At 61.4% G+C, this 23457-nt stretch carries 27 protein-coding genes; 12 read left to right on the top strand and 15 right to left on the bottom strand.

Going from position 1 to position 23457, the window contains the following annotated elements; genetic code table 11:
* Positions 1–92: 92 nt before the first annotated feature.
* The 5 genes from petA (at position 93) to JYP46_RS12355 (ending at position 5631) form a co-directional block, all read left to right on the top strand.
* Positions 93–656 (top strand): ubiquinol-cytochrome c reductase iron-sulfur subunit, encoded by a 564-nt coding sequence (gene petA / locus JYP46_RS12375; protein ID WP_113155823.1) that lies wholly within the window; start codon positions 93–95, stop codon positions 654–656.
* 23 nt (positions 657–679) lie between these two features.
* Positions 680–1966 (top strand): cytochrome b, encoded by a 1287-nt coding sequence (locus JYP46_RS12370; protein WP_113155822.1) that lies wholly within the window; start codon positions 680–682, stop codon positions 1964–1966.
* Between the two features lie 29 nt (positions 1967–1995).
* Entirely contained in the window at positions 1996–2820 is an 825-nt protein-coding gene (locus JYP46_RS12365; protein WP_206544031.1) for a cytochrome c1, read from the top strand.
* Positions 2821–3006: 186 nt separating this feature from the next.
* Positions 3007–3558, top strand: coding sequence for an adenine phosphoribosyltransferase (locus tag JYP46_RS12360; RefSeq protein ID WP_113155821.1), 552 nt, complete (start codon positions 3007–3009; stop codon positions 3556–3558).
* Between the two features lie 84 nt (positions 3559–3642).
* Positions 3643–5631 (top strand): S8 family serine peptidase, encoded by a 1989-nt coding sequence (locus tag JYP46_RS12355; RefSeq protein WP_236042186.1) that lies wholly within the window; start codon positions 3643–3645, stop codon positions 5629–5631.
* Here JYP46_RS12355 and JYP46_RS12350 read toward each other — a convergent pair.
* From JYP46_RS12350 to JYP46_RS12320, 7 genes are all read right to left on the bottom strand, one after another.
* Positions 5621–6100, bottom strand: a complete 480-nt coding sequence (locus JYP46_RS12350; RefSeq protein ID WP_206548249.1) for a MaoC family dehydratase — start codon at positions 6098–6100, stop codon at positions 5621–5623. The two genes, JYP46_RS12355 and JYP46_RS12350, sit on opposite strands and share 11 nt — an antisense overlap.
* Positions 6097–6564, bottom strand: coding sequence for a MaoC family dehydratase (locus JYP46_RS12345; RefSeq protein ID WP_113156391.1), 468 nt, complete (start codon positions 6562–6564; stop codon positions 6097–6099). The genes JYP46_RS12350 and JYP46_RS12345 overlap by 4 nt, the downstream gene beginning before the upstream one ends.
* 129 nt (positions 6565–6693) lie before the next feature.
* Entirely contained in the window at positions 6694–7665 is a 972-nt protein-coding gene (gene corA, locus JYP46_RS12340) for a magnesium/cobalt transporter CorA (RefSeq protein ID WP_113155818.1), read from the bottom strand.
* Between the two features lie 139 nt (positions 7666–7804).
* Positions 7805–8908 carry a redox-regulated ATPase YchF gene (gene ychF, locus JYP46_RS12335; RefSeq protein WP_113155817.1) on the bottom strand — a complete coding sequence of 368 codons (1104 nt, stop codon included), beginning with the start codon at positions 8906–8908 and terminating at the stop codon, positions 7805–7807.
* Between the two features lie 3 nt (positions 8909–8911).
* The gene (gene pth, locus JYP46_RS12330; RefSeq protein ID WP_206548248.1) at positions 8912–9631 is read right to left on the bottom strand and encodes an aminoacyl-tRNA hydrolase; all 720 of its coding nucleotides are present in this window, start codon (positions 9629–9631) and stop codon (positions 8912–8914) included.
* A 24-nt stretch (positions 9632–9655) separates the two neighbouring features.
* Positions 9656–10294: a 50S ribosomal protein L25/general stress protein Ctc gene (locus JYP46_RS12325; RefSeq protein ID WP_206544027.1), complete on the bottom strand. Its 639-nt coding sequence runs from the start codon at positions 10292–10294 to the stop codon at positions 9656–9658.
* 205 nt (positions 10295–10499) lie between these two features.
* The gene (locus JYP46_RS12320; protein ID WP_206548247.1) at positions 10500–10922 is read right to left on the bottom strand and encodes a winged helix-turn-helix transcriptional regulator; all 423 of its coding nucleotides are present in this window, start codon (positions 10920–10922) and stop codon (positions 10500–10502) included.
* Between the two features lie 100 nt (positions 10923–11022).
* Between JYP46_RS12320 and JYP46_RS12315 the strand changes: the two genes are divergently transcribed.
* Positions 11023–11583, top strand: coding sequence for an NADPH-dependent FMN reductase (locus JYP46_RS12315; RefSeq protein ID WP_206548246.1), 561 nt, complete (start codon positions 11023–11025; stop codon positions 11581–11583).
* A gap of 69 nt (positions 11584–11652) precedes the next feature.
* On the opposite strand, the gene JYP46_RS12310 is transcribed toward JYP46_RS12315, so the two are convergent.
* The 6 genes from JYP46_RS12310 to lgt all read right to left on the bottom strand — a co-directional run bounded on the left by JYP46_RS12310 (position 11653) and on the right by lgt (position 17379).
* Positions 11653–12585, bottom strand: coding sequence for a ribose-phosphate pyrophosphokinase (locus JYP46_RS12310; protein ID WP_206544024.1), 933 nt, complete (start codon positions 12583–12585; stop codon positions 11653–11655).
* 219 nt (positions 12586–12804) lie between these two features.
* Positions 12805–13443, bottom strand: coding sequence for a hypothetical protein (locus JYP46_RS12305; RefSeq protein ID WP_222474080.1), 639 nt, complete (start codon positions 13441–13443; stop codon positions 12805–12807).
* A 7-nt stretch (positions 13444–13450) separates the two neighbouring features.
* A complete protein-coding gene (locus tag JYP46_RS12300; protein WP_206548245.1) occupies positions 13451–14602 on the bottom strand; it encodes a M24 family metallopeptidase in 1152 nt (383 codons plus the stop codon).
* Positions 14602–15396 (bottom strand): peptidoglycan editing factor PgeF, encoded by a 795-nt coding sequence (gene pgeF / locus JYP46_RS12295; RefSeq protein WP_206548244.1) that lies wholly within the window; start codon positions 15394–15396, stop codon positions 14602–14604. Before pgeF ends, JYP46_RS12300 begins: the two co-directional genes overlap by 1 nt.
* 58 nt (positions 15397–15454) lie before the next feature.
* Positions 15455–16543 carry a class I SAM-dependent methyltransferase gene (locus JYP46_RS12290; protein ID WP_206548243.1) on the bottom strand — a complete coding sequence of 363 codons (1089 nt, stop codon included), beginning with the start codon at positions 16541–16543 and terminating at the stop codon, positions 15455–15457.
* Positions 16540–17379: a prolipoprotein diacylglyceryl transferase gene (gene lgt, locus JYP46_RS12285; RefSeq protein ID WP_222474103.1), complete on the bottom strand. Its 840-nt coding sequence runs from the start codon at positions 17377–17379 to the stop codon at positions 16540–16542. The genes JYP46_RS12290 and lgt overlap by 4 nt, the downstream gene beginning before the upstream one ends.
* A gap of 234 nt (positions 17380–17613) precedes the next feature.
* Between lgt and JYP46_RS12280 the strand changes: the two genes are divergently transcribed.
* The 5 genes from JYP46_RS12280 (at position 17614) to JYP46_RS12260 (ending at position 20761) form a co-directional block, all read left to right on the top strand.
* A complete protein-coding gene (locus JYP46_RS12280; protein WP_113156387.1) occupies positions 17614–18249 on the top strand; it encodes a DUF1326 domain-containing protein in 636 nt (211 codons plus the stop codon).
* Positions 18250–18275: 26 nt separating this feature from the next.
* Positions 18276–19142 carry a DUF2182 domain-containing protein gene (locus JYP46_RS12275; protein ID WP_206548241.1) on the top strand — a complete coding sequence of 289 codons (867 nt, stop codon included), beginning with the start codon at positions 18276–18278 and terminating at the stop codon, positions 19140–19142.
* A 91-nt stretch (positions 19143–19233) separates the two neighbouring features.
* On the top strand, positions 19234–19548 hold the full coding sequence (locus tag JYP46_RS12270) for an accessory factor UbiK family protein (protein ID WP_113155809.1): 315 nt from the start codon (positions 19234–19236) through the stop codon (positions 19546–19548).
* A gap of 336 nt (positions 19549–19884) precedes the next feature.
* The gene (locus JYP46_RS12265; RefSeq protein WP_113155808.1) at positions 19885–20385 is read left to right on the top strand and encodes a type III secretion system chaperone family protein; all 501 of its coding nucleotides are present in this window, start codon (positions 19885–19887) and stop codon (positions 20383–20385) included.
* A gap of 22 nt (positions 20386–20407) precedes the next feature.
* Complete coding sequence (locus JYP46_RS12260; RefSeq protein ID WP_113155807.1) at positions 20408–20761, top strand: tRNA-binding protein; 354 nt, start codon at positions 20408–20410, stop codon at positions 20759–20761.
* A gap of 271 nt (positions 20762–21032) precedes the next feature.
* On the opposite strand, the gene JYP46_RS12255 is transcribed toward JYP46_RS12260, so the two are convergent.
* Complete coding sequence (locus tag JYP46_RS12255) at positions 21033–21527, bottom strand: DUF2165 family protein (protein ID WP_113155806.1); 495 nt, start codon at positions 21525–21527, stop codon at positions 21033–21035.
* Between the two features lie 162 nt (positions 21528–21689).
* Here JYP46_RS12255 and JYP46_RS12250 point away from each other — a divergent pair, with 162 nt between their 5' ends.
* The gene (locus tag JYP46_RS12250; RefSeq protein WP_206548240.1) at positions 21690–21932 is read left to right on the top strand and encodes a hypothetical protein; all 243 of its coding nucleotides are present in this window, start codon (positions 21690–21692) and stop codon (positions 21930–21932) included.
* Positions 21933–21962: 30 nt separating this feature from the next.
* Here the strand turns inward: JYP46_RS12250 and JYP46_RS12245 are convergent, their stop codons facing one another.
* On the bottom strand, positions 21963–23303 hold the full coding sequence (locus JYP46_RS12245; protein ID WP_206548304.1) for an ATP-binding protein: 1341 nt from the start codon (positions 23301–23303) through the stop codon (positions 21963–21965).
* Positions 23304–23457: the final 154 nt, after the last annotated feature.

Here is a 23457-nt window from a genome sequence, read left to right as displayed (position 1 = left end):
GGGCAGTTTTGCCATGCGTGGTAAAATGCCCGTGTTTGAGGTGCAATGAGGCTTCCCGACCGGCCGAACTGAGGTGAAAGGATCGCAGTCCCGTGAGCGCTACCGATTCGACCGAACATACAAGGCGTGACTTTCTTTATGTCGCCACAGGCGTTGCCGGTGCCGTTGGCATCGCCGGCGTTGCATGGCCGTTCATCGACCAGATGCGGCCAGATGCGTCCACCCGGGCGCTGGCGTCTATTCAGGTAGACGTGTCCGGCGTTGAGCCCGGCATGTCCCTGACCGTGAAATGGCGCGGCCGGCCTGTGTTCATCCGCAACCGGACTGAGAAGGAAATTGAGGAAGCCAAGGCTGTTGCTCTGGCCGACCTCAAGGACCCGATCGCACGCAATGCCAACATTGCTGCCGATGCACCGGCGACGGACATCGACCGCTCGGCGGGCGAGGGCAAGGAAAACTGGCTCGTCATGGTTGGCGTCTGCACCCATCTGGGCTGCGTGCCGCTCGGCCAGGCCGGTGATTTCGGCGGCTGGTTCTGCCCGTGCCATGGTTCGCACTACGACACCGCTGGCCGCATCCGCAAAGGTCCGGCTCCAGAAAACCTGGCGGTTCCGACTTTTGAATTCGTGTCCGACACCGTCATCCAGGTCGGCTAAGGCTTGGCGAGAGGGGATTTTCAATGAGCGCTGGACATTCGACCTATACGCCCAAGACCGGCCTCGGCCGCTGGATGGATGCGCGTTTGCCGCTTCCGCGTCTGGTCTATGATTCTTTCGTGGCCTATCCGGTGCCACGCAACCTCAACTATGCATACACCTTCGGCGGCATCCTTTCGCTGATGCTGGTGGCGCAGATCGTGACCGGTATCGTGCTGGCCATGCATTATGCGGCCAACACCGAAGTTGCCTTTGTTTCCGTCGAGAAGATCATGCGCGACGTTAACTCCGGTTGGCTGCTGCGCTACCTGCACTCCAACGGCGCGTCGATGTTCTTCATCGCCGTCTATGTGCACATCTTCCGCGGCCTCTACTACGGTTCCTACAAGGCGCCGCGTGAGATGCTGTGGATCCTCGGCTGCATCATCTACCTGCTGATGATGGCGACCGCCTTCATGGGCTACGTGCTTCCGTGGGGCCAGATGAGCTTCTGGGGCGCAACGGTTATCACCGGCTTCTTCACCGCCATTCCATTGGTGGGCGAGTGGATCCAGCAGCTGCTTCTGGGTGGCTTCGCCGTCGACAACCCGACGCTGAACCGCTTCTTCTCGCTGCACTACCTGCTGCCCTTCATGATCGCCGGCGTTGTCGTCCTGCACGTCTGGGCGCTGCATGTGACCGGTCAGACCAACCCGACCGGCATCGAAGTGAAGCAGAAGACCGACACCGTGGCCTTCACGCCCTATGCGACCGTCAAGGACGCGTTCGCCATGGTCGTGTTCATGCTGCTGTTCGCCTACTTCGTCTTCTACATTCCGAACTACATGGGTCACCCCGACAACTACATCGAGGCTGACGCTCTGAAGACCCCGGCGCACATCGTTCCCGAATGGTACTTCCTGCCGTTCTACGCGATCCTGCGTGCGATCACCTTCAACATCGGACCGATCGACTCCAAGCTGGGCGGCGTTCTGGCCATGTTCGGCGCCATCGCGGTTCTGTTTGTCGTGCCCTGGCTCGACACCTCGAAGGTTCGTTCGGCTGTCTACCGTCCGTGGTTCAAGCTCTTCTTCTGGCTCTTCGTCGTGAACGCCGTCTTCCTCGGCTGGCTCGGCTCGCGTCCGGCAGAAGGCATCTATGTGGCGATGGCACAGGGTGCGACGCTGTACTACTTCGCCTTCTTCATCGTGATCATGCCGGTTCTCGGTCTGGTCGAGACGCCCCGCCGTCTGCCCAATTCCATCACGGAAGCGGTGCTTGAGAAGAAGTCCTCCGCCGGCGCGCCGGCCACCGAACAGGCAAAGGGCTGAGCGAGAGAATGCGCAAAGGGATTTTCGAAATGAAGAACGTCCTCAACGGATTGGCCGCGCTCGGTCTCGGTCTGGCTGTCGCTACGGCAGCCGACGCCGCCGAGTTCCCGATCAAGAAGCCGGTCGAGCAGGACTGGTCGTTTGCCGGCCCGTTCGGCACCTACGACAAGGGCCAGCTGCAGCGCGGCTTCAAGGTCTACCGCGAGGTCTGCGCGGCGTGTCACTCGATGAATCTTGTGGCGTTCCGCAACCTCACCGATCTCGGCTACTCCGACGCCCAGGTGCGTGCGATTGCAGCCGAGTATGAGGTCGAGGACGGTCCGGATGATGCCGGTGACATGTACATGCGCCCGGCAAAGCCGTCGGACCGCTTCCCGGCTCCGTTCGCCAACCCGCAGCAGGCTGCCGCCTCCAACAGCGGTGCAGTCCCCCCGGACTTCTCGCTGATTGCCAAGGCGCGCGCTGTCGAGCGTGGTTTCCCGACCTTCGTCTTCGACATCTTCACCCAGTATGCCGAGGCAGGCCCGGATTACATCCACGCCCTGCTGACCGGTTACAGTGACGATACCGAGGGACACGAAGTTCCGGCTGGCACCTACTACAACCCGTACTTCCTCTCCTCGGCTTCGCTGGCCATGGCGCCGCCGCTCTCCGAGGGCATGGTGACCTATGATGACGGTGCGCCCGAGACGGTCGATCAGTATGCGCGCGATATCTCCGCGTTCCTGATGTGGGCAGCCGAGCCGCACATGGAAGCACGCAAGTCCACGGGCTTCGTGGTCATGATCTTCCTTCTGCTCTTCGGCGGTCTGGTCTATCTGACCAAGCGCAAGATCTGGTCTGACGCACACTGACGCGCCGTCCACATAAAGAGATTTGAAAGGGCGCCGCCGGCGCCCTTTTCTTTTGCGCGATGATGCAGTTTACAGTCAGGTGAAAACGCCTGATCTCGCGCAGACAGGGCAACAGCAGACCATCTGCCGTTTCATCGTTCTGTGTGAAAGGTGAAGCGGACAATCAGGCGAAACAGGGCAGGGCACATGGCAGCTTCGCAGACACTTCAGGAAACCCTTCTTTCCGCAATCCGCACGATCCCGGACTATCCGAAACCCGGCGTGATGTTCCGCGACATCACCACGCTTCTGGGCAATGCACGCGCCTTCCGCCGTGCGGTGGATGAACTGGTGCACCCCTATGCCGGCACCAAGATCGACAAGATCGCCGGCATTGAGGCGCGTGGCTTCATTCTGGGCGGCGCCATGGCGCACCAGCTGTCGTCGGGTTTTGTTCCGATCCGCAAGAAGGGAAAGCTGCCGCACGACACCGTGCGCGTGGCCTACAGCCTTGAATACGGCATCGACGAGATGGAGATGCACAAGGACGCGGTGAAGCCGGGCGAGAAGGTTCTTCTGGTCGATGACCTGATCGCCACCGGTGGCACCGCCGAAGGCGCGGTGAAGCTTCTGACCCAGATGGGTGCGGAAATCGTCGCAGCCTGCTTCGTGATCGATCTTCCGGACCTGGGCGGCCGCGCCAAGCTCGAAGCGCTTGGGGTCGACGTCCACACCCTGATCGCCTTCGAAGGCGATTGAATACTGTTGTTCCTTGAAGTTTTTCAGTATACCCTCATAAGGAGTTGTTTTTATTTAATTATATTATAATTTAGATATATATAGATGAGATTGTCTTTTTTGTTGGTGCTCTTCGCTATTGGCGGAGAGCTCTCCACTGCGTGTTTGGCGCAGGAGGGGGCCGTCATTCATTTTCCTGTCGGCTCGACGGGAGACGCGGAAACCGATGCTCAGTGGGGGCTTGCCCGGATCAATGCCCACCTGGCTCACAGGGCCGGGTTCACGGGCGGGGGCATCCTGGTCGGCTTGCTCGACAGCGGAGCCGACGCTTCTCATCCAGAGCTTTTCGGGCGGGTTTCATCGAAGTCGTTTGATCTTCGTGGCCTCATGTATGGCAGCAGTGACCCTGTTGGACACGGCACGATGGTGGGGAGTGTTCTGGTCGGGAACAGGGACGGAAACGGTATGCATGGAGTGGCCTATGACGCCACGCTCATGTCCGTTCAGTTGTCGCACTCCGACCCTCTCGACCTCACATTCGCTTTCTCCTTCATGTATGCGCTGGAGATGGGGGTCGACCTCATCAATGCTTCGTTTGGGCTGCAGACCTACGTGCCTCTGTACCCCGACGATGATCCCGGGGTTCTCAGCCCTTTGAGTTACACTCTGTTTGCGGTGCATGAAGCCGCCGGTGCGGGGATCCTGACAGTTTGGGCGGCGGGCAATCATGGCCGTGGATCTGTTGCGCTTCTTCCGAGCCTCCCGCTTGTCTTTCCTGAACTGGAAAGCACCACGCTTGCCGTCACCGCAGTCAATACGGATGGGCGGCTCGCCTATTACGCCAACAAATGCGGCTTCGCCGCCCGTTGGTGTCTGGCCGCGCCTGGCGGAGAGGCCGGTGCATCAAATGGCATCTATGCGGCCCGGACAGGGGGAGGTTATCTCTCCGGCATGGGCACTTCGCTGGCTGCACCGCATGTCACCGGCGGGCTCGCAATCGCGCGTCAGATGTTTCCGCAGGCTGATACGCGCGACATACGCAAGCTGATCCTTCACACTGCGCTAGATATCGGTGATCCGGGCGTCGATCCGGTTTTCGGCTGGGGCCTGCTTGACCTGGGCAATCTGACGGAAACCATTTCCCCGGCCGGGCGCAGTATTTTTGCCGCTTCTTCCCGCAGCAGGCACATGGCGATGGCGCAGGCGGCACGCGCGCCTTTTGACACCATGCGGCGACGCGTGCCGCTAAACGACCGGCTCTGGATGAGTGGCAGTTTCTTGCATTCCAGAACTTCCGTCTCACCCGGTTTTCCAGAGGCGCGAGCGAGCATCAGGACGCTCTACACGGGTGTCGATCTGATCGATCAGGTCAATGTTACCGCCGGCTTTGGCGTTGGCTACGCTGAGGTGGACACCAGTGAGCGTGCCACTGCCAACACCGCGCATGCGAAAGGCGTGCATGGTTTCGCCTATGGGACCTGGGATATTGGCGACTGGCGCCTGCGGGCCAGCGCGGGCGTCAGCCGTTTCCGCCAGACCCACACGCGGCGCACCATCCCGGGGCTTGCCGGCACGGTGACCGCGCTGGGCCAACCGGTGGCGCAGTCGCACAATGTCGCCCATGGTGGCTTCGGAACGATGGAGACCGGTTATCGGCGGGCTTTCGGTTGGGGGGACGCAACGCTCTTTGCGCATTTGTCGGGGATCACCCAGCGCTTTGGGCCGGCACATGAAACGGGGCTGGAACTGCTCGGTCAGACTGTGAGCGCCGGCCGCACCACCACGGTTGAAACCGGCCCGGGCATCCGCCTGTCCGGCAGGTTCGGACTGGCGGACTGGGAGGTCGAGCCGGGGCTGGAGCTCGCTTACGCGCGTGCTCTCAAACCGGGCGCTTTCGCGGTCGATACCACGCTTCTCGGCCGTGTGCTGGAAGCGCGGGCCGAAGGGGTGGGGCGTGACAGGCTTGATATCGCGGCGAAGCTGGATCTGCATTTGCCGGAAACCGGTGCGTCCGCCAGAATTGGCTATGCCGGCGCGTTTTACGGGGCCGGCAATCAGCACCAGGTTTCGCTCGGCCTGTCGGTCAGCTATTGACTGCGGCCTTCATCAGAACGCCGTTGTCGAACTGCATCACCGTTTCGCCGTCGCCATTGCAGGCGGCGGCCATCAGCGTCACCAGATGCCAGCCGGGGCGTGAGGCGAGCGGACGATGCGCCGTTGCCGTGCGCGTGAAGGTGATCGTGTCGCCTTCAAAGACGGGCTTTAGCCATTTCAGGTTGGAGAAGCCGGGGGAGGGGCCGAATTCGGGTTTTTCGCCGGGGCCGTCCCATGCGCCATGGGCGTCGCGTTCAATGCCTTCGAGATTGTAGCGCATCCACATGGAGCAGGTGTGCCAGCCAGAGGCGCACAGCCGCCCGAACACGCTGTCGCGTGCGGCTTCCGGGTCCGTGTGGAAAGGCTGCGGATCATAGGCGCGGGCGAAGGCGATGATCTCCTCGGCGCTGAATGTGTGCGTGCCCAGCGTCACGGTTTCGCCAAGCCGCAGGAAACGGTCGATACTCATGCTGCCGCTCCCGTCGCACGCATCCTGAACATGATCGGGTTCTCCATCTCCATCACCGTCTCCCCGCGCTGGTTGGTCACCAGATGGCGAAACGTCACCAGGCCGATGCCCGGGCGCGATTTGAGCGGACGGCGCTCCAGCACCGTTGTCTGGCCGCTGAGCGTATCTCCGGCGATGACGGGGCGCTTCCAGCGCGCGTCGGTGATGCCGGGCGAGCCCTGAGACGTGGAATCGACCAGAAACGCGTCATAGAGCATCCGCATGAACATGGCGCAGCTGTGCCAGCCGGAGGCCGCCAGACCGCCCAGTATGCTGGCCTTGCCGGCTTCTTCGTCCAGATGCATGGGTTGCGCGTCGAACTGTCTTGCAAACGCGATGATCTCTTCTGCGCTCACGGTCTTCTCGCCGAACGGGATTGTCAGCCCCGGCTCAAGATCCTCGAACGCCCACTTCTTGTCTGTCATGATTGCTTCCTGTTCAGGCTTGAACCTTATGGCCGCAAGCGCGGCCTTCTTCAAGGACCTGGGGCTGAGGCATTTAGGGTCAGGACCCATTAATCAGGCCGACCATTGCGTATTAATGGGGGCCTGGCCCTAGAGCCAGCCGCGCCCCTTGAAATACCAGAAGGGAAGCACTGCCGAGAGGACCATCACGACAAGGGCCAGAGGGTAGCCATAGGTCCATTGGAGCTCCGGCATGAACTCGAAGTTCATGCCGTAGATCGATGCGACGAGGGTGGGCGGCAGGAACACCACCGCCACCACCGAGAAGATCTTGATGATGGCGCTCTGTTCGATGCTGATCATGCCAAGCGTGGCGTCGAGCAGGAAGTTGATCTTGTGGGAGAGGCTGGAAGCATGAACGGAAAGCGCTTCAACATCGCGCGACAGCGTCTTGATATGGGCGCGCAGCTCCTTGCTGTTCTTTGCCGATACGGCGCTGAAGAAGGTGGCAAGACGCTGCATCGTGAGCAGGCTTTCCTGCAGGTTGGCGAGCAGGTCTTCCTTGCCGCCGATCCTGCGCAGAATGATCTGAAAGCTGCGGTCGCGGCTGGACGCTTTCTTTTCCGACGGATGGAAAATGCCCTTGGAGAGTTCCTGAACTTCGCGGCCGGCGCGTTCGAGAATGTCCGCGAGCCGTTCCACCACGGCGTCGAGCAGGTTGATCAGAACCGCCTCGCCGGTGGCGCAGCCAAGGGCGCTCTTCTCCGCCCGTTGCGGAAATGTCTGGAACGCGCGGGGCTCGTGAAAGCGTACGGTGACCAGCGGCTTGCCCGGCGACAGGATGAACGTCACCGGCCCCATCTCGGGCTGATCCTTCTCGCTCTGTGCGGGCAGGGTGGTGGTCATGAAGTGCGCGCCGTCTTCGCTGTAGAGGCGGCTGGAGACCTCGATCTCCTCCATATCCTTGCGGTTTGGCACGTCGATGCCGAGCCAGTCCTCGACGGTTTTTTCTTCTTCGTCGGTCGGGGCGAGCAGGTCTAACCAGACGATTTTTTCACGCTCGGCGTCTGCAAATTCGACAGGCTTAAGGCGTTGGTTCTCAAAAATAAAAGTCTTAATCACATCTACTCTCCTGCAAAATCCCGGGGGCGACCATTTCCGGCTATTGTGACGCCGTCAAGACATGATGCCGGGATGTGCAGAAGACAGGGGGTGCAGCCTGTCGGCGACACCCCCGTTTTTCATTGTGGTCCGTGGTGCCTCAGGTGTTGAACTTGAACAGCATCACGTCGCCATCAACCACGACATATTCCTTGCCCTCGTCGCGCGCCTTGCCGGCGTCACGGGCGGCGACTTCACCGCCGAGGGTCACGAAATCATCATAGCCGATGGTCTGGGCGCGGATGAAGCCGCGCTCGAAATCGGTGTGGATCACACCGGCAGCCTGCGGGGCCTTGGCACCCTTGTGCACGGTCCAGGCGCGGGTTTCCTTCGGGCCCGACGTGAAGAAGGTGATCAGGTCGAGAAGTTCGTAGCCGGCCCGGATGAGGCGGTCGAGGCCCGGCTCTTCCAGTCCCATGGCGTCCAGATACTCGACGGCTTCTTCATCGGAAAGCTGGGCGACTTCGGCCTCGATGGCGGCGGAGATGACGACGGTGCCGGCACCCTGCGCAGCAGCCATCTCTTCCACGCGCTTTGTCTGGGCATTGCCCTCGGCTGCGTCGCCTTCCGCCACGTTGCACACATAGAGAACGGGCTTGGAGGTGAGAAGGTTCAGGCTGCGCAGGATCTTCAGATCTTCGGCTGCAATGCCGTCGAGCAGCACGCGCACCGGCTTGCCGTCCTGCAGCAGTGCAAGCGACTGCTCCATCATCGGCAGAAGCGTCTGGGCTTCCTTGTCCTTGCCGGTGGCGCGCTTCTGCATCTGCTGCGTGCGGCGCTCAAGGCTCTCCAGGTCGGCAAGCATCAATTCGGTCTCGACCGTCTCCGCATCGGCGACCGGGTCGATCCGGCCTTCCACATGGGTGATGTCGTCATCCTCGAAGCAGCGCAGCACATGAACGATGGCGTCCACTTCGCGAATGTTGGCGAGGAACTGGTTGCCGAGCCCTTCACCCTTGGACGCGCCACGCACCAGGCCGGCGATGTCGACAAAGGAAATGCGGGTCGGGATGACCTCCTTGGAGCCGGTCACGGCGGAGATCTTCTTCAGGCGCGGGTCGGGCACCGCCACCTCGCCCGTATTGGGCTCGATGGTGCAGAAGGGGTAGTTGGCGGCCTGTGCGGCTGCCGTCTTGGTGAGCGCGTTGAAGAGCGTCGATTTGCCAACATTGGGCAGACCGACGATGCCGCATTTGAAACCCATTTCCTATTCCTTCTGGCCGAGGAGTTTCTTCAGCATGGCCGCCATGGGGCCATTTTCCGGTATTGAGGCCGATGGCCCCTGTTGCCGCGCCTGGCGAATGTGGCTCTGCTTCCGGGCGGGCTTCTTTTCCTGTTTGACGGCCGGCTCAGCGCCGGACCCTTTCACCGCGAGGCTGACGCGGTTCATGAAACCCGACTCGTCACCCTCGGCCAGCATAGCGATGTTGTCTGCCACCGTGTCGAGAAGCGGTTCGAGCCAGGCCTGGTCCGCCTTGGCGAAATCACCCAGAACATGCGCATTCACACGCGCCTTGTCGCCGGGATGGCCAATGCCGATGCGCACGCGGCGATAGTCCTTGCCGCAATGGGCGTCGATGGACTTGATGCCGTTGTGTCCGCCCGAGCCGCCGCCGGTCTTCAGGCGCAGCTTGCCGGGGGCAAGGTCCAGCTCGTCATAAAAGACGATCAGGTCTTCAAGACCGACCTTGTAGAACCGCATGGCTTCGCCGATCGCCTGGCCAGAAAGGTTCATGAAGGTCTGTGGTTTGATCAGCAGCACCTTCTCGCCGCCGATGCGCCCTTCGGCCACCAGCGCGTTGAATTTCTTTGACCATGACGAAAAATTATGGCGGCGCGCAATCGCGTCCGCCGCCATAAAACCGACATTGTGCCGGTGCCGTTCGTATTGCTGGCCGGGATTGCCGAGCCCTGCAATAAGCAGCATGAGATCTTGCAGGAAAGGGGAGGATTACTCCTCGCCCTCGCCCTCCTTCTCTTCCGAACCGGCTTCTTCGCCCTCGGCAGCTTCTTCCGACTTGAGGCCGGCCGGTGCTGCGACGGTTGCGATGGTGAAGTCGCGGTCGGTGATGGTGGGTTCCACGCCTTCCGGCAGCTTGACTGCGGAGATATGTGCGGAATCGCCGATATCCATGCCAGCCAGATCAACCTCGATGTACTCGGGGATCGCCGTAGCCGGGCAGGTGAACTCGACTTCGTGACGAACGACGTTGAGAACGCCGCCGCGCTTGATGCCGGGTGCGGTTTCTTCATTGATGAAGTGAACCGGCACGTTGACGGTCACGACGGTGCCCTTGCCGATGCGCAGGAAGTCCACATGCATCAGGAAGTCGCGGACGGGATCAAGCTGGTAATCCTTCGGGAGGACCTTGATCTTCTTGCCGTCGACGTCGATCGTCGCGATCGTGGTGAGGAAGCCACCGGCGTGGATCTTCATGAACACTTCCTTGTAGGGAAGCGTGATGGAGATGGGGGCATCCTTGTCGCCGTAGATCACGGCGGGAATCTTTCCGTTGCGCCGAATAGCCCGGGCGGACCCCTTACCGACCCGTTCGCGCGCCTCGGCCTTCAGCTCATAGCTCTGGCTCATGGCCTGTCCTTTCATGTTGTGGAGCGCTTTCAGGCGAACCTGAAAACGTGAAAGCTGTCCGAAACGGCACCTGACGGCGCTACAAGCGCTGCCTGAAGACCGAATTGTATCGGGCGAACTTCCATCCGCGGTGCCTCCAAGGGTGTCTACGCGGACGGCGGGTCTATAGCCGATGGAGGGGGCGTGCGCAAGGGCGCAACGCCTTTTACGGCACGGCGGCGGGCTGTATCGGCTGTGTTTTCTGCCGGTCGGGCTTCTCGCCGCCCGTGCGTGCATCATATGCAGCGCGTGCGGCCTCCATCCGGCCCGCATTGTCGAGTGCGAACTGTTGCAGCACGGAAAGCGGTTCGGCGAGTTCGTGGCCGAACGGGGTGAGTCGGTATTCCACGCTGGGCGGCACCGTCGGATATTCGATGCGCTCCACGAAACCGTCACGCACCAGCGCGCGCAGCGATGCGGTCAGCACCTTCTGGGAGATGCCGTCCACGCGCCGTTTCAGCTCGTTGAAGCGTAGCGGTTCCCCGCGCAGGCGTCCGATGATGAGCGATGTCCACTTGTCGCCGATGAGGGACAGGATTTCGCTGATCGGGCGGCAGCTCTCGGATATGTGCCCATGACGCGGTTTCATAAAGGTGCCTTCTTGCAACGGGTTTCCTGCTGTCAGATATAGGCCTGGTTACCAAAGGATACCACCGGGATTTTGACCCCGGCCGGACAGAGGAATGAAAATGAAGAAAGTTTTGGTTCTCGTCGGCTCCAATCGCAGGGAGTCGATCAATCTCAAATTCGCGCAGGCGCTTGAGAAGCTTGCGGAGGGTCGGCTCGAATTCGAGTATTTCGACCTGTCCACGCTGCCGATGTACAATGATGACGACGCTGCGGATTATCCTGCGGCTGCTCAGCACCTCAAGGATCGAATCGGCGCAAATGACGGTCTTCTGATCGTCACGCCGGAGCACAACCGTTCCATTCCCGCCATTCTGAAGAATGCCATCGACTGGGGTTCGCGTCCCTGGGGCATGAACAGCTGGACCGGGCGGCCGACCGCCGTTGTGGGCGCCAGCCCGGGCGCAATGGGCGCCATCGCCGCGCAGATCCACCTGCGCTCCATTCTGGTAAGCCTTGGCGCAACGCTGATGACCAGCCCCGAGGTCTATCTGCAGATGAAGCCCGACCTCATCGACGGGAACAACGACATCACCAATGAGGACACCAGGGCCTTCCTGGCCGGGTTCGTCGACAGGTTCTCTGCGTGGGTCGGCGCTGATGCGGAGCGCGCCGCCGCCTGACTTCATCAGGCAAGAGCCATAAAAAAAGCCGGCCACAGGGGCCGGCTTTTTTGTGTCGATAGCATTGGTTCAGTCGAACAGGCTCGAAACCGATTCTTCCGATGCCGTGCGCGAGATCGCCTCGCCGATCAGGTCGGCAATGGTGATCGTGCGAATGTTTGGTGCTGCTTCCACCGCAGAGCTCGGCTGAATGGAGTCGGTGATGACCAGCTCCTTGAGCCGTGAGCCGCTGATGCGCGCTGCTGCGCCGCCCGAAAGCACACCATGGGTGATGTAGGCGGTGACGCTGGTTGCGCCATTGTTGAGCAGTGCGTCGGCCGCGTTGCACAGCGTGCCGCCCGAGTCGACGATATCGTCGATCAGCAGGCAGTCCTTGCCGCTCACATCGCCGATCACGTTCATGACTTCAGACTCACCCGGCCGGTCGCGGCGCTTGTCCACGATGGCAAGCGGCGCATCGATGCGCTTTGCCAGCGAGCGCGCCCGCACCACGCCGCCCACGTCCGGCGAAACCACCATGACGTTGGAGAGCGTGTAGTTCGCCTTCACGTCGCGCGCCATCACGGGCACGGCGAAAAGGTTGTCGGTGGGGATGTCGAAGAAGCCCTGGATCTGGCCTGCATGCAGGTCCAGCGTCAGAACGCGGTCAGCGCCTGCCTGGGTGATCAGGTTCGAGACCAGCTTTGCCGAGATCGGCGTACGGCCCGATGTGCGCCGGTCCTGCCTTGCATAGCCGAAATAGGGCAGCACCGCAGTAATGCGGCGGGCCGAAGAACGGCGGAAGGCATCGATCATGATGAGAAGTTCCATCAGGTGATCGTTGGCCGGATATGCGGTCGACTGCAGGACGAAGACGTCCTCGCCGCGCACATTTTCCTGGATTTCGACGAAAATTTCCTGGTCCGCGAAACGTTTGACCGTCGCTTTGCCAAGAGAAATGTTGAGATAGCGGGAGACGGCCTCTGCCAAAACCCGGTTGGAATTGCCCGCAAAGAGCTTCATGGAATGTCCTCGGAGAACGCCTTGACGCTTGCCCGCGCTTTTAACGGGGTGAGACTGTATTGCAAAGGGAATGACGGAAAAAAACGCATTTTAAGGCAGAACTGTGTGGAAATGTCCCACCTGCTGTTCTTCGCGTCTGTTATCCGGTTTTCTTCCCGAACCAGTTTTTGTCGGCTATCGAGTTGCAAAGGCAGTTTAGGCCCCTCGGAGGGCTTGGGGCTAGCCCTGCCGTTGCGCGAGCCAGGCGGTGAGCTGGCTCATCGTGGAGTCTGCCACAGCTTCCATCGTCGTGCTGGTAACGGAAGACCAGCCATCGCCGCTGCCGCCGGGAGCTGCCTGCTGGCCCTGAATGCGGTGGAGCCGGTTGCCGGACGGATCGAGCACATCCCAGACATAGATCACCGTGGTCTTGCCGCCATCGGCGATCGCCGAGAAATAGCCTTTCATCACCATCGGTGCGCTCGTGCCCTGCGGCACGATTGCTATGCCGCTTTGGCGGGCCCGCGCTTCCAGACGGCGTGAGAGCGCCGGTACGGCCTGCGCGGTCGCGCCGACAACCGGGGCGAACTGGATCCGCTGGTTGCCCGTGACGGCCTGAATGGGCGCTGCGGCAGCCTGTGTGGCGGGATCGGACGTGGCTGCGAGCGCAGTCGCCAATGGTGCTTCCTGTGGTGTCGCCGCCTGCTGCGTAGCCGCGCCGGGAACGGATGCTTCCGGCGTCGGCCCCGAATTCATGTCGAGTACGGAGCCCGTGTTGCAGCCGGCAAGGCTTGCAGCACCCAAAAGGGCAAGGCCCGTTATGATGCGCTTTGCGTGAATGCGACGGTCCCCCGGATACTCTTGGTTGTACATCGTCATATTGCCTCTACCGGGTGATCAGGTCCAGCCCGTAGCGCGAAAGCGGCTCGGGGGCTTCATCCGTTGTCAGGTAGGTGCGGCCAAGGCACATGGCGTTGCCGGATTCCGAATCCATGATGATCATGTGCGCGAACAGTGTCATGCCCGGCGCGATGGGTTCGCTGTTGCCGGCATAGAACATCTGCGGGTCCATCCACGAGGGCGAAAAGCGGGCACCAAGGGAATAGCCGCAGGCATTCAGCCGATGCTTGGTCAGGCCATGGGCCTCCATCACGCGGGCGTGCGCGTCAAACACGTCACCGAATGTGTTTCCGGGCATCATCGCCTTCTGCACGGCGGTCAGCGCATCGCGCGCGGCGTCGAACAGTTCCTGATGGCGCTTGGAGACCTTGCCGGTCAGCACGGTCTGCATCATCGCCGCGTGGTAATGGTGATAGACGCCGGCCCATTCCAGTGTGAGCTGGTCGTTCTTGTTGAGCTTGCGGCGGCCAGCCTTGTAGCGGCACAGAAGCGCATCTTCGCCCGAACCGATGATGAACTCATTGGCGGGGTAATCGCCGCCACCGGCCAGAACCGCACCCTGCATGGCGGCGAGAATGGCGGCCTCGTCGCCTCCCTGCTTGATCAGGGGGAGGGCGGCGTCCAGCGCCTCGTCACCGAGTTTGGCGGCCCGCTTCACCTTTTTGATCTCGGCCTCGCTCTTGAAGAGCCTGAGGCGGCTCACGAGGTCGGAAGCGTCTTCGATCTTGCCGAAGGTCTGGAGTTGTTCGTCCAGCAGGCGCGTGTTGCGACCGGTCAGGCCATGTGTGTCATATTCCACGCCGATGCGCGCGCCCAGAAGATCGAGATCATTGAGGAGATTGCGCAGGTCGGCGGCCGGGTTGGCGTCGTGCCGGTCGGTCCACAGAACGATGTTCTCGATGGTGGAGGTGTGCCGCGCCTGCCGCAGATCGGCCGAACGCGTGAGAAGCACCATCGAGCCATCGGCCTTCACCACAAGGCACTGGAAGAAGCAGAAGCCGAACGTGTCGTATCCGGTCAGCCAATACATGCTCTCCTGAGCGAAAAGCAGCATCGCATCGAGCTTGCGCTCGGCCATTTCGATAACGAGGCGATCGCGTCGGGAATCGAATTCTGCCTGTTCAAAATGAAGCGCCATCAAATGTCCTCCAAGACGATCGCTGAAATCTGGCGTCCGTAATCGGCTTCACCGCGATGCGTGGCGCGGCGATAGGAATAGAAATGCTCTTCTTCTTCATAGGTGCAGCGGCCAAGCTGTGCGGCGTTCACGCCCGCCGCCGTCAGCCGCGCCACCGTGTAGCCGTTGAGGTCGAACAGCGCGTGGCCCGGCTTGTCCGACGCGCGAAACCAGATCTGATTGGCCGGATTGTGGTTCACGAACCGCTCGACGAACTCCGGCCCCACTTCATAATTTGCCTGACTGATGGAGGGGCCGAGCACGGCGGTGATGTTCTCCCGCTCCGCGCCAAGCAGCTCCATCGCCGCAATCGTGTTTTCCAGAATGCCGGTCAGCGCGCCTTTCCAGCCGGCATGGGCGGCGGCGATGACCCGCGCCGTGTCGTCAGCAAACAGGATCGGCCCACAATCGGCGGCCAGCGCGCCAAGCGCAAGGCCCGGCCGGTTTGTCACCAGCGCATCGGCCTGCGGGCGTTCGGAACCGAATGCACCGTCGACGATGATCGCATGCGGCGAGTGAACCTGATGGACTGTCAGGAGATTGTCGGGCGCAACGCCCAGCCATTCGGCCACGCGGCGGCGGTTTTCCGTCACCGTTTCGCGCTCGTCGCTGGACCCGTAGCCGACATTCAGCCCGTCATAAAGTCCGGTCGAGACGCCGCCTGCACGGGTGAAGAACCCGTGCGCCACGCCATTTTTCCCGGCGCGGTCCAAAAGCGGCGACCGCAGGGGCTCCGGTCTCGTATTTTCGTGCATGCGCCGCCTTCTCAGATAGTCTCAAGCGGGCGGATCGTGAGGCAGGGGCGAAACCAAGTCAATGCGGCGAAACGAATGGTGGAACCGTCACTGTGGATGACGTTATGGCCAGAACCTTGAACAGCGTGCCCATCTGCTCAGGCCCGGCCAGCCGCTCCACGGCGTTGCGGATCGCCTGCTGTTCCGTGCCGTTCTTGTCGGCGCCCAGTCGCCCGGCGCGCTCCAGAATGCCAAGCCCGATGAGGAAGTCGCCCTGATCCATCAGCGCTGCGGCAAGCCCTTCGTCTCGTGCAGCGCGTGCAAGGGCGGAAAAATCCACATGCGCGGTCAGGTCAGCCTTGCCCTGGTCCTTCAGGATATTCGTGTAGGCATGGCTGCGCATGGCCTGAAGCGTGTCGCCCGGTGCGGGTTTGGCATAGCCGTAATCGATGAAGAGGGCCGCGCCGCCCTCAGTGCGAATGCGTTCCGCCATGCGTGTCAGCAGCGCGTTGCGTGCCGGTGCGAGCTCGACAATGGCTCCAGGGGGCGCTTCTTTTGCGCCGGGCGGCAGAAGCGTCTCATCGGCTGCGCCTGCGCCGGCCATGAATGAAAGCCGGTCATTGGCGTCGAGGCCGACCGTGCGTTCGCGCCAGCCCGAATCGGTCTTTACGTACTGGCGCACCGGAATGGCGTCGAAAAGCTCATTGCCGATGATGAAGAGCGGGCCGTCCGGCAGCGCGTCGATATCGGTGATCCACCGGGGAGAAGCGCCGGATGCCGCGAGCGTCTTGCGCTGCACCTCGCTCAGCCTTGGGCTCGCTTCGATCATGAAGAGGCGCATCTGCCGGCTGAACGCCGGGTCGATCTTTGCCCAGGTTCGCAGCATGTCCTTCATGAGCGTGCCCCGGCCGGGACCAATTTCCGCAAGAATGGGATTGCCCGGCGCACCGCTGGCCTTCCACGCGGTGTAGAGCCAGACGGCGCACAGTTCGCCGAACATCTGGCTGATCTCGGGCGCGGTGGTGAAGTCGCCTGCCGCGCCAAAAGGCTCGCGCGTCGTGTAGTAGCCCTGTTCGGGGTCGAACAGGCAAAGCGCCATGTAATCCGCGACGCTCATCGGCCCCGTCGTCGCGATCTGCGCCCTGATCCGCTCTTCCAGTGTTTTCATAGGGCTGTCGCCGGAGCGGCCTTGGCCCGTGCCCGCAGCATTGCCCAGACGCCCACCAGCACCATCGGCGTCGAGAGCACCATGCCCATGGTGAGCCAGTCGCCCGCCAGATAGCCGATATGCGCGTCCGGCTCGCGGAAGAATTCGACAATGATGCGCGACAGGCCGTAGCCGCACACAAACGCGCCGGCGACGAAGCCGGGCATCTTAAGCTTCAGCCCCTTATGGGTGAGAAGGCGCAGAACCACGAACAGCACCAGCCCTTCGAGTGCTGCCTCGTAAAGCTGGCTTGGGTGGCGCGGCTCCGGTCCGCCATTGGGGAAGACGAAGGCCCAGGGCGCGTCCGTCACCCGGCCCCACAGTTCCGAATTGATGAAGTTGGCGACCCGCACGAGGCCGAGCCCGATGGGCACAACGGCGGAAATCGTGTCGAACAGGCTCCATGCATTGATGCCGCGCTTTTTCGCAAAGAGAAGCATGGCGAGCGTGACGCCGATCAGCCCGCCGTGAAACGACATGCCGCCTTCCCACACGGCGAGAATGTCGAGCGGGTTCGCGATGTAGCGGGGGAGATCGTAGAAGAGAATGTAGCCAATGCGTCCGCCGGCCACGATGCCGATGGCGGCCCATAGAACGAAATCGTCGAGATCCGTGACCGTCATCGCCGGCTTGCCGCCGGCCCAGAGACGCTCGTTCGAAACCAGCCGGCGCGCATACCACCAGCCGAGCAGAATGCCGACCACATAGCCAAGCCCGTACCAGTGAATGGCAAGCGGTCCCACTTGTAGCGCCACCGGGTCTATGTTGGGAAAGGGCAGGGCGGCCAGCGGCGTCATCAGATAGTCGGTCAATCGGGCCTCCCGGCGCGTGAATTCAGACGCGGCAGGTATTGCGGAGCATCGGGGCGAGGTCAAGGCGCGCAGTGCCGCGGCTTCCCATCTTCAATCTGGAGAAGGCGCTAAGGCTTTCAGCCTAGTCGCTACCTCAAGTCCCGAGGCGTAGAATTCCGGCTCCTCAGTCTCGGCAACAGATTTCTCGATAAGGAGCAGTATCAACCCCGGGAGGTAATGATGACCGATACCAAGTGGATGATCAGGGGACGTGAATTTATTCACTGCAACTGCGCTTATGGATGTCCATGCCAGTTCAATGCCCGGCCCACACATGGAGGCTGTCACGCTGTCGGGGTGGTGCATATCGATGAAGGCCGGCATGGCGACGTCAAACTCGACGGTCTGAGCATGGCCATGATCGTGTCATGGCCGGGCGCCATTCACGAAGGCCATGGGAGTGTCGTGCCCATCATAGATGAGCGCGCGGATGAAAAGCAGCGCGAGGCAATGCTGCGGATCATGAGCGGTGAGGACACGGAGCCCGGCGCAACCTTCTTCCAGGTTTTCTCAACCACCTATGAGAAAGTGCATGATCCGGTTTTCGCAAAGATCGATTCCGATGTGGACGTCACTGGCCGCTCGGCGACGTTGAACGTGCCCGGCTTGATCGAGGCGCGCGGTGAGCCGATCATCAATCCGGTTAGCGGCCAGCCACACAACGCACGCATCAACCTGCCGAACGGCTTTGAATATGATGTCTGCGAGGTCGGACGCGGCTGGGCGGACACGCAGGGGCCGATTGCAATGTCGATACCCGACTCGCACGCCCACTTTTCCAGGGTCCACATGACCGGCGAGGGCGTTGTTCACTGACCTGATCCTTCGAGGAGGACAAAGGCATGGCTTCCACCGCACTGGAAATCACTCTGCGGCGTGATCGCCTGATTGTTGGCGCGGCCCTTGCCGCGCTGACGGTCGTTTCCTGGCTCTACATACTGTGGCTGGTCGAGACCATGGATATGGGCATGACCATGCCTGCAGGCGACATGACCTCGTCCATGCAGGACGCTGCGTCGATGAATGACATGGCGATGAGCGACATGGCCATGGGCGAGACGGTGATGGCGGGCCTGCATCCGTGGAGCTTCACCTATTTCGTCTTCATGTTCGTCATGTGGGCGGTGATGATGGTCGGGATGATGACGCCATCCGCCGCGCCTATGATCCTCATCTATGCCCGCGTCGGTCGCGCCGCTGAAGAAAAGGGCAGGCCGCTTGCGGCGACCGGTTTCTTTGCCAGCGGCTATCTTCTTGCCTGGACCGCATTCTCCCTTATCGCGACTCTCGGCCAATGGGCGCTGGAGCAGGCGCTTCTTTTGACACCCATGATGGCAAGCGCGAGCGCGCTCTTCAGTGGACTTGTGCTCATTGCCGCCGGTCTGTTCCAGTGGACCCCGCAGAAGGATGCCTGTCTGAGCCATTGTCAGGCGCCGCTTGCCTTTGTCCATGCCCATGGCGGCTTCCGGCGCGAGCCTCTGGGCGCGCTGGCGCTTGGCTTCCACCACGGGCTTTACTGCATCGGTTGTTGCTGGGCGCTGATGGCGCTTCTGTTTGTCGGCGGCGTGATGAACGTTCTCTGGATTGCCGCCATTGCGATCTTCGTGCTCGCCGAGAAACTGTTGCCGCCGCGCTGGCCGGTGTCGCGCGTGGCCGGTGGCGTTCTGATTGCGCTCGGCATCTGGGTGCTTGCCGGCGGCGCGCTTTAGGCTGCGTTCTTGATGGCGCTGCGACAGCAAATGACCTTGCATTCGGCGCGCGGGCCCACTACCTCAAATGGATCAACCTGAAAGGCGCGCCATGACCAACGGAAGCAACCGGATCCTCGACGAATTCGCCAAGCTGATGACCGATGCCGCAGGCGCGGCCCAGGGCGTGCGCCGCGAGGTGGAGACCGCATTTCAGGCGCAGGCCGAGCGGGCCCTGAACGCGATGGACGTCGTTCAGCGTGAAGAATTCGAGATGGTGCGCGAAATGGCGCTCAAGGCGCGCGAAGAAAACGCTGCCCTGACAGCGCGTATCGAAGCACTTGAGGCTCAGCTTGCTGACGCCGGAGCGTCCAAGGCTGCGAAAACTGATTCTAAGCCGGCGTCATCCACCCGGACGAAAAAATAATTTTTTATTACCGTCGCCTGTGTATGGCGTCGAAAAATCCTTGTTCGAGAGTCGCTTACGCCGCGTTGCCCTTGGCAGCGCGGCGTTTCTATCCACACGCCCCCGGTCCTTTCGGCAAAAAAGGTCTGGTCACGCGACTCTGCATCAATAGACTGAATTTACAGCGTGATTCGTAACTGGTCATGCAGTTGGGCAGGGGCGGGCCTGTAGTAGTTCCATGCGTTGTCGTTGTCGCTCCACAATGTGTTTCAGGTTTGAAACGTCTTGCGGGGGAACCCTCCCGCCGTGGATTCTTGCGGGGTGCTTCGGTGCCTCCAGATACGGGAAAGCAGATTAATGAGCCTTCTTGAACTCGACATGACCCGTGATGCGCATCCCGTGGATGTCATCGAACATGTCGCGAACACCAATGACTGGAGCTTCGAGCGCAATGGCGACGACGAGATCGCCATCGCCGTGGCCGGCACCTGGACCGACTACAACGTGTCCTTCTCCTGGATGGAGGAGTTCGAGGCGCTGCATGTGGCATGCGCATTCGATCTGAAGGTGCCGGCGAAGCGCACGCTCGAGGTCATGCGGCTCCTTTCGCTCATCAACGAACAGATGCTGTTCGGTCATTTCGATCTCTGGGAGCGTGAGAACGTCGTCATGTTCCGCCAGGCGCTCGTTCTGTCCGGTGGCGTTGAGCCCACGGGCCAGCAGGTCGAGACCATGCTGAACAGCGCCCTTGAGGCATGCGAATGCTATTATCAGGCATTCCAGTATGTCATCTGGTCCGGCAGCACCGCACAGGAAGCGCTCAACAGCGTCCTGTTCGAAACGCACGGCAACGCATAAGCTGCAGGGCAGGGGAGCGGGCATGTCCTCCGACAAGACACCGGAAATCACCTTTGACGATTTCCTGAAGGTCGATATTCGCATCGGCACGGTCGTCGAGGCAGAGCCCTATCCCGAAGCCCGCAAGCCGGCGATCAAGCTGAAGGTCGATTTCGGTCCCGAGATCGGCATCAAGAAATCGTCGGCGCAGATCACTGCTCACTACACGCCGGAGGCGCTCGTCGGTCGCCAGGTTGTGGCCGTGGTCAACTTCCCTCCGCGCCAGATCGGCAAGTTCATGTCCGAAATCCTAGTCATGGGTTTTTCGGATGAAGACGGCGCGATCGTTCTGGCAGGCTCCGACAAGAAGGTGCCGAACGGCAGCCGCCTGCACTAGATCGCCATGCGTCCGTTTGGGTGCATGAAGGACGATCCAGACTGCTGCCCGCGCATCTGGCGTCAACGGTCGCAGTCGCCGATTTTCTCTTCATTGCGGCGCCCTGAGCGCTCAGCCGATCACCGGTCTCTGGCTGATGCTGGCGAAGCCGGTTTTCTGATCCGCCAACTCCTTGCTGAACCGACCGTTCTTCGCGCATGAAAAAGGCCGTGCGGAGGTCCCATTCCGCACGGCCCCAGACGACCTTATGGGCCGAATGCAGTGATTTGCGTCAGGCGAGTTCTTCGTCGCGCTGGTTGACGAAAATCAGAACGCCGAGGATCGCGACGTAGAACTTGAAGGCAGCGTCCTGGCCGTTCCAGATCTTGGACTGCCACATCAGGAACCACTCGCCGCCAACAACCATGAAGCCGAAGAACCATACGAGGAAGCCGATGGTTGCACCCGCGATCATCAGCTTCTTCGAAGCGTTGAATTCTGCGGCGGAGCCGTTGCGGGCGCCGAGCATCTTCAGGCCGCCAAGCAGGAACAGGACGAAGGTCAGGCCTTCACCCGCGATGATAAGCCAGTAGCCGGCATGCCAGAACGCGGGCGTCGTGATCGCGCGGTACATGGCCGAATTGCCTTCGAACGTCGTGTCCATGCTGAACACGTGCTGCACGAACGCGAAGTTCGAGCCGTAGTCGGTGATGTTGTTGAACGTAACCATGAACGCGAAAGCCGCGAGGGCCAGCGTCATGGCGATTTTTGCGTAACGTGAGGTCATTTGCCCCTTCCCTCCGATAAGCGACCGGGCAAAACCATTCGTCTGTGGCCCGGGCGCGACTCAGTGTGTTAGACGAAAGGCGTAGGTGCAATCTTTTGTAAGCAAAACGTCAAGCGCGCGCGTATTTTTCGACAAAAGTTTCGACAGTCTGGAGCGGAATTCTTGAAAACGGCTATTGAATTGACCCAAACCGCGCGCCGGAAGGTGGACGCTGAAGGCCACGGTGACCGTGTCGCCGGGCTGGTGCTGGGCGAATGGGCGCAGACGGGAGACTTCGTGGAACTCGCAGGCGATGGCGGGGTTCTGGTCTTCATCATCCACGCGCGCCGCATCCGCATTGAGGCTGATGGCCGTCAGACGCTTGTCTTCAAACTGGATCATCCAGCGCGGCCGGTCACGCGCTGAACCGGACGGGGCGGGTCCTGCGGCCCGGCCTCAGGCCGGAACCCGGATCACCGCCCGCAGACCGCCAAGCGGACTGTCATCCAGCGACACGTCGCCGCCATGGCTGCGTGCAATGTCGCGCGCGATGGACAGGCCAAGCCCGGTGCCGCTCTCATCCTGATTGCGCGCCTCGTCCAGCCGCACGAATGGCTTGAACACGCTTTCACGCATGTCCTGCGGAATGCCCGGCCCGTCATCGTCCACGGTGATGGTCAGAATGCCGTTTGCATTGCGCGCCGTGATCTCCACCTTGTCGGCATAGCGGAACGCATTGCCGATCACATTGTTGAGCAGGCGGCTGAAGGCATTGGGCCGCACATGCAGAAGCGTGTCGCCCGTTGTCACGATCTTCAGCTCGCAGTCGCGCAGGCCTGCTTCTTCCTGCGCGCGCTCGAAGAAGGCGGCGAGATTGAATTCGCCCGGATCTTCCGCCGCCTCGCCACGGGCGAAGGCAAGATAGCCCTCCAGCATTGAGCGCATGTCCTCGATGTCCTGATTCATCGCCTCAATGTCTTCCTTGCTGCTGGCCACGGCCAGTTGCAGCTTGAAGCGGGTCAGGATGGTGCGCAGATCGTGGCTCACGCCGGTCAGCATGGCCGTGCGCTGTTCGATCTGTCTTTCGATGCGTTCGCGCATCAGCAGGAAGGCGCTGCCGGCGCGGCGCACTTCCTCCGCGCCGCGTGGGTGGAAGCCGCTTGGCGTCGGCCTTCCCTTGCCGAAACTGTCGGCAGCCTCTGCCAGTTGCAGGATCGGACGGATCTGGTTGCGCAGAAAGGCGACGGCGATGGCGATCAGGACAAGCGATGTGCCCACCATCCACAACAGGAAGATGTGCGTGTTCGAGGCATAGGCCTGGCTGCGCCGCGCAAAGACGCGCAGAACCCTGTTCTCGAGCTGGATGCGGATCTCGACAATGTTGGAATTGCCCACCGTGTCCAGCCAGAAGGGGCGGTTGATCTGCCGTGTGATCTCTTCGCCCAGCGTCTGATCCAGGATGGAGAAAAAGGGCTTGGGCCCGGGGGCGGGCAGGGGGTCGGGCGGCAGGAGGTCGATCTTCAGCGCCAGCCGCTCCTGCGCAATGCGGATCACCTGGGCATAGCCGTCATCGTCGGGATAGGTCTCGATCATGTCGATGATCGCGGAAATATCGCGTGTCACCGCCTGGCTGAGGCGCTGCGTGACGGTCTGCCAGTGACGTTCCATGAACACGAAGGCGATGACCGACTGTAAAAGCAGCATCGGCGCAATCACGATGATCAGCGAGCGCGCATAAAGCTGTTTTGGCATATAGCGCGAGATGACGCGCCAGAAGCGCCGCCATGGTCTGCGCATCGCCCCCAGTGCCTGCTTCAGGCGCGCCAGCGGCGTGATCTTTTCGTTCGAGTTAACCTGCAAGTTCGCCTTCCGCCCTGTGGGCGCCCATTCCCGAGATGCGATTTCGGTTTGATCGTAGAGCATCAGGCCGAAAAGTGGAATCCGGTCTTGC

Source organism: Nitratireductor aquimarinus, assembly GCF_017255295.1.
Lineage (GTDB): Bacteria > Pseudomonadota > Alphaproteobacteria > Rhizobiales > Rhizobiaceae > Nitratireductor > Nitratireductor aquimarinus.
The sequence above is the reverse complement of the archived record's forward strand: the minus strand, read 5'-3'. Positions and strand labels throughout refer to the sequence as shown.